General features: G+C 38.8%; 12 protein-coding genes. All 12 read right to left on the reverse strand.

Going from position 1 to position 13,098, the window contains the following annotated elements:
* Window positions 1-4: 4 nt before the first annotated feature.
* Entirely contained in the window at window positions 5-1,537 is a 1,533-nt protein-coding gene (purH, locus tag M3005_RS03700) for a bifunctional phosphoribosylaminoimidazolecarboxamide formyltransferase/IMP cyclohydrolase (RefSeq protein ID WP_293793791.1), read from the reverse strand.
* A 1-nt stretch (window position 1,538) separates the two neighbouring features.
* Complete coding sequence (purN, locus tag M3005_RS03705) at window positions 1,539-2,129, reverse strand: phosphoribosylglycinamide formyltransferase (protein ID WP_293793792.1); 591 nt, start codon at window positions 2,127-2,129, stop codon at window positions 1,539-1,541.
* A complete protein-coding gene (purM, locus tag M3005_RS03710; RefSeq protein WP_293793793.1) occupies window positions 2,101-3,135 on the reverse strand; it encodes a phosphoribosylformylglycinamidine cyclo-ligase in 1,035 nt (344 codons plus the stop codon). The genes purN and purM overlap by 29 nt, the downstream gene beginning before the upstream one ends.
* The gene (purF, locus tag M3005_RS03715) at window positions 3,128-4,591 is read right to left on the reverse strand and encodes an amidophosphoribosyltransferase (RefSeq protein ID WP_293793794.1); all 1,464 of its coding nucleotides are present in this window, start codon (window positions 4,589-4,591) and stop codon (window positions 3,128-3,130) included. The genes purM and purF overlap by 8 nt, the downstream gene beginning before the upstream one ends.
* Window positions 4,567-6,789 (reverse strand): phosphoribosylformylglycinamidine synthase subunit PurL, encoded by a 2,223-nt coding sequence (gene purL, locus M3005_RS03720; protein ID WP_293793795.1) that lies wholly within the window; start codon window positions 6,787-6,789, stop codon window positions 4,567-4,569. The genes purF and purL overlap by 25 nt, the downstream gene beginning before the upstream one ends.
* A 4-nt stretch (window positions 6,790-6,793) precedes the next feature.
* Window positions 6,794-7,459: a phosphoribosylformylglycinamidine synthase subunit PurQ gene (gene purQ, locus M3005_RS03725; RefSeq protein ID WP_293793797.1), complete on the reverse strand. Its 666-nt coding sequence runs from the start codon at window positions 7,457-7,459 to the stop codon at window positions 6,794-6,796.
* The gene (purS, locus tag M3005_RS03730) at window positions 7,456-7,710 is read right to left on the reverse strand and encodes a phosphoribosylformylglycinamidine synthase subunit PurS (protein ID WP_293793799.1); all 255 of its coding nucleotides are present in this window, start codon (window positions 7,708-7,710) and stop codon (window positions 7,456-7,458) included. The genes purQ and purS overlap by 4 nt, the downstream gene beginning before the upstream one ends.
* A gap of 14 nt (window positions 7,711-7,724) precedes the next feature.
* Window positions 7,725-8,432: a phosphoribosylaminoimidazolesuccinocarboxamide synthase gene (purC, locus tag M3005_RS03735; RefSeq protein WP_293793800.1), complete on the reverse strand. Its 708-nt coding sequence runs from the start codon at window positions 8,430-8,432 to the stop codon at window positions 7,725-7,727.
* An 11-nt stretch (window positions 8,433-8,443) separates the two neighbouring features.
* Window positions 8,444-9,565 (reverse strand): 5-(carboxyamino)imidazole ribonucleotide synthase, encoded by a 1,122-nt coding sequence (gene purK / locus M3005_RS03740; protein ID WP_293793802.1) that lies wholly within the window; start codon window positions 9,563-9,565, stop codon window positions 8,444-8,446.
* Window positions 9,552-10,031, reverse strand: a complete 480-nt coding sequence (gene purE / locus M3005_RS03745) for a 5-(carboxyamino)imidazole ribonucleotide mutase (RefSeq protein WP_293793804.1) — start codon at window positions 10,029-10,031, stop codon at window positions 9,552-9,554. Before purE ends, purK begins: the two co-directional genes overlap by 14 nt.
* Before the next feature lie 166 nt (window positions 10,032-10,197).
* A complete protein-coding gene (locus M3005_RS03750) occupies window positions 10,198-11,121 on the reverse strand; it encodes a D-alanyl-D-alanine carboxypeptidase family protein (RefSeq protein ID WP_293793806.1) in 924 nt (307 codons plus the stop codon).
* A gap of 136 nt (window positions 11,122-11,257) precedes the next feature.
* On the reverse strand, window positions 11,258-13,098 hold a 1,841-nt coding region (locus M3005_RS03755), incomplete at its 5' end, for a M1 family metallopeptidase (protein ID WP_293793808.1).

A 13,098-nucleotide genomic window follows, 5' to 3' on the forward strand; every position in this document is an offset into this window, starting at 1 on the left:
TATTTTAGTGCTTGAAGTGACGATTGCCACTAAATACCAACGCAATTCCCAATTCATCTGCTTTATCAATTGAATCTTGGTCACGAATACTACCACCAGGTTCAACGATTGCTGTAATACCATGTTTAGCGGCATATTCAACGCAATCATCCATTGGAAAGTATGCATCAGATCCTAAGACTGCGTTTGCATAGTTAGGCTTAACTTCTGCCTTCTTAATGGCAATCTTAGTAGAATCAATACGGTTAGGTTGACCTGAGCCAATCCCTAGAGTTTGGTTGTCAGTGGTAACTACAATTGCATTACTCTTAACATGCTTAACTGAGTTTTGAGCGAATGCTAATGCCTTCATTTGTTGTTCAGTTGGTTGTTTCTTAGAAACAACTTTGTATTTTGATTCACTTTCATGCATTAAGTCACGTTCTTGTACTAACATTCCACCTAATACAGAAACCATGTCTGGTTTAGTTGGGTTAATCTTTGTAAAGTCGACTGTTAGTAAACGAATATTTTTCTTCTTAGCTAAGACTTCATATGCTTCATCTGTAAATGATGGTGCAATTACGATTTCTAAAAAGATGGCATGCATCTTTTCTGCAGTAGCTAAATCAACTTCACGGTTTAATGCAATAATTCCACCGAAAATAGAAGTAGAATCTGATTCGTAGGCTAATTTCCAAGCGGTTAATAAATCATCTGCAGTTCCAATTCCACATGGGTTCATGTGTTTCAATGCAACAACAGTTGCTTGATCTGGGAATTCAGCGACGATTCTAAGTGCAGCGTCAGCATCACGAACGTTGTTGTAAGAAAGTTTCTTTCCGTGAAGTTGCTTAGCGTTGGCTAATGAGTAAGTTTCAGGAATTGGTTCCTTGTAGTAAGCAGCTTGTTGGTGACTGTTTTCACCGTAACGCATGTCTTCTACCTTTTCATAAGTAACTGTTAACTTATCTGGGAATTCTTCCTTGGTTAGGTAATTTGCGATCAATGCATCATAAGCAGCAGTATGTCTGAATACCTTAGCAGCTAAACCACTACGGTATGCTAAATCAATGTTGCCTTCATCGTATCGTTGAATGTAATCAGCGTAGTCGTTAACGTCTGTAATTACGATGACGTCTTGGCTGTTTTTAGCAGCTGCTCTTAGCATTGAAGGACCACCGATATCAATATTTTCAATTGCATCGGCATATGTAACGTCTGGTTTTTCAATGGTTTCTTTGAATGGATATAAATTGACACAGACTAAATCAATTAAACCAATTGATTGTTCTTTTAATTGTTCCATGTGTTCTGGATTATCACGACGCGCTAGGATTCCAGCATGGATGCGAGGATGTAATGTTTTTACACGACCGTCTAACATTTCATTGAAGTTAGTGATTTCTTCAACAGCCGTTGCGGCAACACCATTATCTAAAAGTGTTTTTAAAGTTCCACCGGTTGAAATAATTTCAAAATCTCGTTCTACCAATTGATTGGCAAATTCTACAATTCCATTTTTATCTGAGACACTTAACAATGCTAACTTTTTCACTTTAAATTTCTCCCTTTTCAATTAAATTCAAAATTGTACGTGGATACAATTGATGTTCAGCTGCGTGAATTCGACTCTCTAAATCATCTAACGTATCACCTTCTTTACGTGGGACTACTTCTTGAGCAATAATTTGACCAGAGTCAATTTCAGCGTTAATGAAGTGAATGGTCACTCCCGTTTCACTAACTCCTGCGTTATAAGCGTCCAAGATACCTTGTTTTCCAGGAAAACTAGGTAATAATGCTGGATGAATGTTCACGATTTTTTGTGGATATGCATTCAGTAAGGTTTCCCCGATAATTCGCATATATCCAGCCAAGAAAACAACTTCAACTCCGGCTTGATGAAGAGCCTGCAAGATTTTTTCTTCGCGTTTAATACGGTTTTCACTCTTGGTAACTTCAGCAATAAAGACATCAACGTTAAACTTTTTAGCTCGCTTCACCACATATGCATCGTGATGATCACACACCAATAACTTAATATCGATTGGTAAGTCGGCTTCAGCAATCGCTTCAAAATTAGTTCCATTCCCCGAAGCAAAGATTGCAACTGGAACTTTATTTAAGTTGGACCGCTTGTTTGTCACGTTTTACCACCTCACCAATTTCAAAATATTCTTGTCCGGCATCGGATAAGTAATCAGTAACTGCTTGTTCATATTCTTGTGGGACGACTAGAATCATCCCGATTCCTTGGTTAAATACCAAGTCCATGTCAGCTTGGTCTAGATTGCCCCATTCTTGTAATTTTTTGAAAATCGTTGGAACTTCCCAAGTGTGTCTGGAAATGACAGCAGTTAAATCATCTGGAACTACTCGTGATAAATTATCAGCAATTCCACCACCGGTGATGTTGGCAATCGCGTGTAACGCACCAGATTCAACAATCCCTTTAATGTAGTGGTAGTAAAGATGAGTTGGTGTTAGTAATTCATCGATTAATGGTTGCTTTAAACCGTCGTATTGTTTGTTTAGGTCTAACTTGGCATCATCAATAATTTTGCGCACTAATGAAAAGCCGTTGGAATGAATTCCAGAAGATTTTAAACCAATCAAAATGTCGCCTTCGCGTACATTTTCAGCTTTTAAAAGGCGTTTCTTATCAGCAATTCCAACCGCAAATCCACTTAAATCATAGTCACCAGTCTTGTAGATTCCAGGCATTTCTGCCATTTCACCACCAATTAGCGATAAGCCAGCTTGCTTACAGCCCATCACAACTCCGGAAACAATTTCTTTAACTTCTTCGGGAAGCAATTTACCGATACCAATGTAATCTAAGAAAAATAATGGCTTCGCACCTTGTGCCAAAATGTCATTAGCACACATCGCAACTAAATCCACTCCAATCGTGTCATGACGATTAGCTTGAATCGCTAGCATCAACTTAGTGCCGACACCATCGGTACCAGAAACTAGTACTGGATTGTCGTACTTGGCAAAGTGGGATTGAAGAGAATACATTGCTCCAAATCCACCGATGTCATCAACGACGCTCTGATCATATGTAGATGCAACCATTCCTTTAATCGCTGTAACTGCTTTTTCACCACTTTCAACGTCGACACCCGCTTGTTTATATTGATTAGCCATTCACGTTTTCCTCCTCATAAAGATGTAATCTCTTTGCTTCTCGGTCATAAGTTTCTTGGTAATCATACAAAGGAGTTGGATATTTACCATCGAAGTAGGCTGTACATAGACCACTGTATTGGTTGTCACACTTCAAATCGATAGCTTCAATTAAACCGTCAACACTTAAGTATTCCAAAGTATCCGCACCGATAATGTCTCTAATTTCATCAACTGAGTAGTTCGCCCCAATTAGTTCACTAGGCTTTTGAATGTCGATTCCGTAGAAACATGGGTATTTCAAATCAGGAGAGGCAATTCTCACATGTACTGATTTTGCACCGGCATCTTTTAACATTTTGACGATAAACTTGCTCGTAGTTCCACGCACGATTGAATCATCAACTAAAACCACGTCTTTGCCATCAATAACTGATTTGACCACGGAAAGTTTCATTGAAACTCCACGTTCACGTCGCTCTTGCGTTGGTTCGATAAATGTTCTCGCCACGTATTGGTTTTTAATCAAACCCATTTCATATGGAATCCCGCTTTCAATCGCATAACCCATCGCAGCAGATAGTGATGAGTTCGGTACTCCGATAACCACGTCAGCATCAACTGGATTTTCTCTTGCGACTAATGCGCCCATTCTCTTACGCGCTTCATGAACTGAAACGCCATGAATAACGGAATCAGGACGGGCAAAGTAAACGTATTCCATTGAACAAATCGTTAACTCAGTATCGTTAGTATAGTGATCAATTTTAATTCCATCATCATCAACGATGACTACTTCACCAGGTTGAACGTCTCGAATGTATTTAGCGCCAACTTGATCTAGTGCACAAGTTTCACTACAAATCACTACCGCACCGTCTTCACGTTGACCAACAACTAGTGGTCTTAATCCATTTGGATCACAGACCGCATACATCGCGGTTGGACTTAGTAATACATAAGCGAAACCACCGTGCATTTGGTTAGCCGCTTCTTTAATTCTGTCGACAAAATTTTCTTTGTTACTGATTTCAATTAAGTCACCAAAAATTTCACTATCTGAATCTGATTGGAATATAGTTCCTGTCTTCAATAGCATTTCCCTTAAGGTGTCTGCGTTAGTTAAGTTTCCATTATGTGATAGTGCAAAGTGAGTTTCAGTATTTTCAAACATAAATGGTTGAACGTTATTAATGGTATGGCTACCAGCTGTCGCATATCTAATGTGTCCTAGTCCTGCATTGCCATGTAGTCGATCAAAGGAATGCGGATCATCAAAAATCGCTCCTAATAATCCTTGGCCACGGAAACGGTTTAAGCGTTGATTGGCATCAATCGCTAAAATCCCCGCTCCTTCTTGACCGCGATGTTGGAGTGCATGTAGTCCGCTGTAGACTACTTTAGCGGCTGGACCTTGAACGCCCCAAACACCAAAGACACCACATTCATCGTTTAAGCTTTTAACTTCATTTGGCATGATAAACCGTCCTTCCAAATTGATTTCAAAGTGGCTACATCATCAACGTAATTGCCGTCATTTAAGGCTAAATCAATTTGATGACTGTCATTAGTACGACCAATTAAGTGGGCTGATTGACCAGTCATTTCTTCAAAGGCATCTTGGTCAGCAGGACTAATTGAAACCACATATCTTGATTGTGTTTCTGAGAATAATTGCGCTGAGTCTAGATCTAATTGACCACTTAATCCTAAGTTTTGGCCAAATAGTGATTCTAGTAACGCGGTGATTAAACCACCTTCGCTGACATCATGAACTGATTCAACTAAGTGGGCATGAATTAGTTTTAAAATTAATTGTTGGTTAGCGTATTCAGTTTCTAAATCGAAATGAATTTGGCCATAGATTGTTTCTTCTAAGTGTTTTTGGATTTCTGAACCAGCGAAATCATTGTTAGTGTCTCCAATCACATAGACCAATTCACCTGATTCTTTGATATCTGACTTGGTAATGAATTGATTGTCTTCAATCAATCCCACCATGCCAATCATAGGGGTTGGGTAAATTGCTTCGTTGTCTGTTTCATTATATAAAGAGACATTTCCAGCGATAACCGGAGTATCAAATTTTTCACAAGCTTTAGAAATTCCTTCCACTGATTGATCCATTTCATAGTAACTATCAGCATCATCTGGGTTTCCAAAGTTCAAACAATCGGTAATCCCAATTGGAGTCGCACCACTAGCGACGATGTTTCTAGCTGCTTCAGCAACGGCGATTTGACCACCTAATTTAGGATTTAGGTAAATATAGCGACCATTGGCATCGGTAGTCATCGCAAGTGACTTGTTAGTGCCGCGAACACGAATGACACCTGAATCACTACCGGGTTGGACTACAGTGTTAGCCTGCACCCGGCAATCGTATTGACGGTAAACAGATTCCTTAGAAGCAATGGTTGGTTTCGCAATAATGGTTTTGACCATGTCATTTAAATCATCGATTTGAGGAATGTTTGCTTCCGCAACGTTCTTTAAGCGATCCGGTTGAATTACTTCATGGGTGTATTCAGGAACATCATTTACCAAACTAGAAGTTGGAATATCACAAACAGTTTCGCCGTTGTGGAATAAACGATATTGATTATCGCCATTAACATGACCGATAACGACAGCATCTAAATGATGTTTTTCAAATACTTCTAGAATTTCATTTTCGTGACCGGCCTTCACACATAGCAACATTCTTTCTTGTGATTCGGAAAGCATGATTTCGTATGGAGTCATCCCGATTTCTCTTTGTGGAACTAAATCAAGGTTCAAATCAACTCCACTGTTGGCTTTATCAGCCATTTCAGCAGATGATGATACTAATCCAGCGGCACCCATATCTTGGATTCCAACTAGGGCATCTTTATGCTGGTGCGTAACTTCTAAGCATGCATCAACAAGAAGTTTTTCCATGAATGGGTCACCCACTTGAACGGCGGAACGGTCTGATTCTTCTTCACTACTAAATTGGCTAGAAGCAAAAGTAGCCCCGTTAATTCCGTCACGACCAGTTTTCGCCCCAACGTAGATAATTGCATTACCGACACCTGAGGCACGACCGGCTTCGATATCAACTTGATCCATTAAACCAACACACATTACGTTAACTAATGGATTTCCGTCGTAGCATGGATCAAAACTAATTTCACCACCGACTGTTGGAACTCCGATACAGTTACCGTATCCGGCAATTCCGGCAACAACTTTATCTAATAGAAAGCGGTTTTTAGGATTAGTTAATTCACCGAATCTAAGACTATCTAGTGAAGCCACTGGTTTGGCACCCATTGAGAAGATGTCTCTGATAATGCCACCGACACCAGTAGCAGCACCTTCATATGGTTCAACATAACTGGGGTGATTATGACTTTCGGCTTTGAAAACTACCGCTTGGCCATCACCAATATCTAAAACTCCGGCCCCTTCACCAGGTCCTTGGATAACTCGTGATCCATCAGACCAGAATTTACGAAGGACTGGTTTGGAATTCTTGTAAGAACAATGTTCACTCCACATCCCTGAATACAATCCTGTTTCAGTATAGTTAGGTAAACGATGTAAAATTCCGTTACAAATGTATGCGTATTCATCGTCAGTTAATCCCCATTGAGCGTAAATACGTTCTTCTTTAATGTCTTCAGGGGTAATTGTCTTTGGCTTTTGCATTGTTTTAGCTCCTAACGTGGTTTAATAGTGACTTAAATAGTTTTAATCCATCAGTACCACCCAGAATACTTTCGACCGCACGTTCTGGATGTGGCATCATCCCTAAAACGTTACCTTGTTCATTCACAACACCGGCGATGTTGTCGCAACTACCATTAGGGTTGTCTTCATAGGTAAATACAATTTGGTTATTGGCTTTTAATTGGGCTAACGTTTCGTCGTCACAGTAGTAGTTACCTTCCCCGTGAGCAATTGGAATATCGATGACTTCGCTTTCGTCATAGCCATCACTAAACATGGTGTCGTTATTTTGCACTCTTAATTTTGACCAGTCAGAAATAAATTCCATACTAGTGTTGTGTTGAAGTGATCCTGGTAATAGGTTCGCTTCAGTTAAAATTTGAAATCCGTTACAAACACCTAAAACTGGTTTACCATCTTCTGCCATTTGTTTGACTGATTCCATTACTGGGGCGAAACGGGCTACCGCACCACTTCTTAGGTAGTCGCCATATGAGAAACCACCTGGAATCATGACACCATCGTAACCATCTAAGTTAGTGGAGTCTGAAGGTACTAAATCAACGTCTTCGCCTAGAGAATCGCGAATGGCGTAATACATATCCATGTCACAGTTAGATCCTGGAAAACTAATTACTGCAAATTTCATTTCGCCACTTCCTTTAATTTGTATTCAAAAGCTTCCATGTTGTGGTTAACTAATAAATCTTTACAAATTGATTCAACGACTTCTTTAGCCGCTTCTTTAGAGTCGGCTTCAATATTAGCTTCAAAGTATTTACCTTGAGTAATTGATGAAACTTGTGAGTAGCTTAGGCGGTGGAGTGCATTTAAGACTGCTTCACCTTGTGGATCTAAAATTGAGTCTTTGTGATGAACATAAATTTGAACTTCAAACATTTTAAATATCCTCCCTAAATGGCCTTTTGTAGACGGTGTAAAATTTCAAGATAACCTGGCATCATATCACCAGTTTGTTTTCTGAAAACATCCTTATCTAATGATTCGTTAGTGTCTTTATCCAATAGACGACATGAGTCTGGCGAAATTTCATCAGCTAAAATGATTTCACCATCCGTGTTAATACCGAATTCTAGTTTGAAATCAACTAAGGTAACATTCATCTTGTTAAATAGGTCAGTTAAAACTTGGTTAACTTTTAAACCAGCTGCTTCTAATTGTTCTAGCTTTTCAGCTGATAGTAGATCTAAACCAACTGCATCTGACTTAGTTACGATGGGGTCGTGTAAGTCATTGTCTTTATAAAAAAATTCGACAACTGGTTGTTTCAATGTTTGAAGATAATCAGTGCCGAATCTTTTTTGGAAATGACCAGCAGCAAAGTTTCTTACGACAACTTCTAGCGGAATCATTTCAACTTTTTTATTTAATTGAGATGTTTCACTTACTTGTTCGATAAAGTGCGTAGCAACACCGTTTTGGTTTAGGTAACCAAAAATCAAACTAGAAATTTGGTTGTTTACTGCACCTTTATTATCGATTAATTCATTACGCAAACCATCCCCTGCTGTGGTGTGGTCAGTATAATGCGCACGCAATACATTATCATTTTCAGTGGTGTAAAGTTCTTTAGTTTTACCTGATGTAACTAATGTAGTCATCTTAATGCTCCTTATTTAAATAAATTTACTTCGTCTAATAATCGATCTATGTCTGAACCCACAACTGTAATATGTCCCATCTTTCTTTGTGGTTTGATGGCTACCTTACCATAATCATGGAAATTCCAATTAGGGTGATTGAATAGTGCTTGTCTACCAGTGGTTAGGTCATCCCCTAACAAATTCACCATGACGGCGGAATTGATTAGTGATACTTCTGGTAGGGTTAAATTACAAATGCTTAATATGTGGGCTTTAAATTGCGAAATACTGCAGGCCTCAATTGAATAGTGTCCAGAGTTATGTGGTCTTGGTGCTAATTCATTTACTAGTAGCTTTCCGTCAGCCATTTGGAAAAATTCAATCCCTAAAACGCCCATTAAATCTAATTCTTGCGCAATTTTAGTTGCGATATTTTTCGCATTTACATGAACAGATTCATCGGTTCTGGCTGGAATAATACTAGTGTGTAAAATATGATTTTTATGGATATTTTCACTGAGTGGAAAAACTGTCACTTTACCGGTGATATCTCGTCCGACCATAATAGAAACTTCTTTTACAAAAGATTGTTTCTTTTCATATATCCATTGAACTGAATTTAACTGATTAGCAGCCGAATTCATGTCAGATTCGTTATTAATATCAAACTGTCCATGACCATCGTATCCGCCTTCAGCCGTTTTTAAAATCGCTGGAGTGCCAATCGTTCTATATGCATTCATTAAGTCTGCTTGGTTATTAACTTCAGCAAATTCAGTCACGGGTGCACCAATTTGTTTTAAGAATCTCTTTTCTGTAATTCGATTACTAGTAATCGTTAATTCGCTTATGGGTTGTGGTATGTAGGTCATGTCATCAACTTGTTGCATGGCATCTTGATCAACATTTTCGAACTCGTAAGTTATTACATCAGATTTTTGCGCTAATTCTTTCATTGCATCCAAATCATCATAATCAGCAATAATTTGAAAATCGGCAACTTGAGCAGCGGGGGCATCTTCAGTTGGGTCTAATACCCCAACCTTATATCCCATCTCTTTGGCCACTAATGCCATCATCTGCCCTAGTTGGCCACCGCCTAAGATTCCGATAGTGGATGGAGGTAAAATTGGTTGATTATAGTTGCTCATTGCTCTCGATTGCCCCCTTACTTTGTCTTTCACGGAAATCCTCAAGATTGTTCGCAATTTCGGCATCATTCAATGCTAAGATTTGTGCTGCTAATAATGCTGCATTTTTAGCCCCGGCATCACCGATTGCGACCGTTGCTACTGGAACTCCAGCAGGCATTTGTACGATTGATAGTAATGAATCCATTCCATTCAATGTACTGGTCTTAATTGGAATTCCAATTACCGGTAGCGTAGTATTTGCCGCTAACATCCCGGGTAAATGAGCCGCGCCTCCCGCCGCTGCAATGATTACACGGTAATGTTCGTGTTTTGAGGAACGACCAAATGCTTGTAATTCACTGGGCATGCGATGAGCGGAGATAACTTGCTTATCATAACTAATCTTTAGCTCATCCAAAACGTCCAATGTACCCTGTATTTTAGGGTAATCAGAGATAGATCCCATCACAACTGCTACATCCATTTATCTAAACTCCCCTCTTAATCGTTAAATTTATAATAACAACAGATTTTACTTTCGTCAACACTAAATACGAACAATATTATATTTAATTTATATATAGTTCGTAAAAATAACAATTCGGGTACAAAAAAAGACCAATTTTCTCATGATTGGTCTTTTTTGTTAATTATTTGAATTCTGGAAATGTTTGATAAATTAATTTGTACATTCTAGATTGATCATATGCTTCGTAGCGATCGTTTAGCGTTACGATAATTACTCGATTCTTACCAGGAAGTTGACTAGTACTTACTAGACAGTTTCCGGCTAGTGGTGTGTATCCAGTTTTTAAACCGTCAACAAAGATAGAAGGAACGTATCTTAATCCACCTTGTAACAATTCATTCGTGTTTCGCATGGTTTGACCACTTTGGTAGTAACGATAGTATTTCGCATCGTTAACCACCGCTGGATATAATTTTAGTAGTTGTGAAGCAATTACCGCTAATGATTTAGCAGAGACACGGTTATAGTCGTAATGGCCACCGTAGCGGATATAGTATGGATATAAGTCATAGTTTTCTAGACCTGATGATGATACAAAACGGGCTTCATTTCCAATGCCAAAAGCTTGTGCTTGTTGGTTCATTAGACGAATAAAGTTATTGTTAGTACCCGCTACCCATTGTCCTAATGCAATCGCAGCACTATTAGAAGAAGCAATTAAAGTTGCTCGATATAAGTTTCTAACTGTATAACTGTGGTTAGCTTTCAACACGTAACTACCTAATGATTTATTACGACTCATCTTAGCTAAACTCTTGGAGATTTTAACTTTTTGATTCCAACCATTAGTGTTTTGCGCTTTTTGCACCGCTAGATATAATGTCATCAACTTCGCAGTAGAAGCTACTGCACGTTTAGTATCAGCATTCTTCTGGTAATAAACTTGGTTAGTGTCCATATTCATAACGTAAGTGGCACTACTATGTTTATTATATTTTGCCATTTGGCTATTATAATCAGCACTCGCACTAACAGACGCTACAGATGATTCCAATGTCACTACAGCAATTAATACCATCATTGCATTTCTTACTTTTTTTATCATATTATCAATTTGCACCCCATTAAAAATCTTAGTAAATACTATTCTACTATGATTTACGGGCGTTTAACGTTACAAATTATTACGTTTATGTTATCAAATGTAAAAAACCACCTGAAATTCAGGTGGTTTTTTGTAACTATTTAATTGCTGAACGAACAGCGTCTTTTTGAGCTTCAACTAATGCAACTGTTCCTTCAATTGCACTAGTATCCATCTTAATTTCTCTAGTTAATCCTGGAGTGTCTAGTTTTGGTTCAAAGAAAGCTTTGAATTCATCTAAGCGTTCTTGAGTGTGGAAAATGTTAGAAATAACAGTAATGAAAGTAGCGAATTCCATGTCACCACCAACAGTATCTTCTAACCATTGCCATTCATCTCTAATCCAGTCCCATGCAAATTGTTGGCCAGCTGGGTTTCTTAGTACTCCAGCGAACCATGCACGTAAATCTTGTGGCTTAACAACTGAACTATCTTCGAAGTTCGCAACTAGTTTACCAACTAGTTTAGCGTCCTTAGATGATGTTACAGCGGCACAAATATCTGATTTGAAACTAGGGTCTGTGCTTTGCTTGTATTCTTCGATTAATGCATCGAATGATTCAGCATTAGCATAGTTCTTCATTTCATTAGATAGAATGTAAACACGTGTATCAGCAGGTAGTGAGATTAAGTTATCTTGGTGATCCAAGTAAATCGCATGTGCTGCTTCTTGGAAGTCTGGATTGTCAGCGTATAAAGCTGCACCTAAGATGTATGGACGACTTAACTTATCATTGTTGTCTTCACCATCAACACTAACTAAACCTAAACGATTTAATTGAGCATCACTTAGTTGACGAACAAATTGTTTCAAGTTGTCTGAATCTTGACTACCAGGTTCTACGAACTTCTTCAATGCAGCAACGATAGTGTAAACAGCATCGTTAACCACATTTGATTTGCTGTCAGCAAATTGTTTTAAGACTGGGACTACTTCAGCGTAAGAAACCTGCTTAGCTTCTGATAGTAAACGGAAGTCTTGTAGTAATTGCATCTTTGCAGTTGCATCTAATTGATCAACGTCAGATAAGATGTCATTTTGTAATGTTTCATCGTATTTAACGATAAAGTGAGAATTGTTACCAACGTTAATTCTGAATGGTTTACCATTTGAACTACGTAGTTCTTCGTAATCACCTAAATCAATTGATTCTTCACTGAAGATTTCAGGAGCTTGATCGTAGTTAGCGTTTAAAGGAATTTGCCAACGACGGCCTTCATCCTTACCGGCACCTGTAAAGAATTGAGTTTGTGATAATTTCAAGTGACCATCTTCAACGAAGGCACTTACTACTGGATAACCCGGTTGTTCTAGCCATGATTCCATAATCTTACCTAAATCAATGTTAGAAGCTTTACCTAAAGCATCCCATAGGTCACTACCCTTAGCATTATTGTACTTGTGAGCTTCGAAGTAGTTCTTTAGGCCTTCACGCAATGCATCGTCACCGATTAAAGCACGAACCATTACTAACATTCTGGCACCCTTAGCATAAACGATGGCACCATCAAATAATGCATCAATTTCAGCTGGGTGGTTAACTTGAACGTGGACTGATTGAACACCGTCAACGGCATCACGTTTTAATGCTGCAGGAACATCAGTAGTTTGGAATACTTCCCAAATGTTCCATGAAGGTTCGATTGCATCGATTGCAACGTATTCCATCATGTTGGCAAAACTTTCGTTCAACCATAGGTCATCCCACCATCTCATGGTTACTAAATCACCGAACCATTGGTGAGCTAGTTCGTGAGCAATCACAGTTGCAACTCTTTGCTTAACTTCAAATGAAGTGTTGTCAGGATCAACTAATAGGTATGCTTCACGATAGGTAACTAGTCCCCAGTTTTCCATCGCACCGGCAGAAAAGTCAGGTAGAGCTAATTGCCATGAATGTGGAAGTGGATATGGAGTTTGGTAGAAGTCTTCGAAGA

This window comes from Apilactobacillus sp. (assembly GCF_025290035.1).
Lineage (GTDB): Bacteria > Bacillota > Bacilli > Lactobacillales > Lactobacillaceae > Apilactobacillus.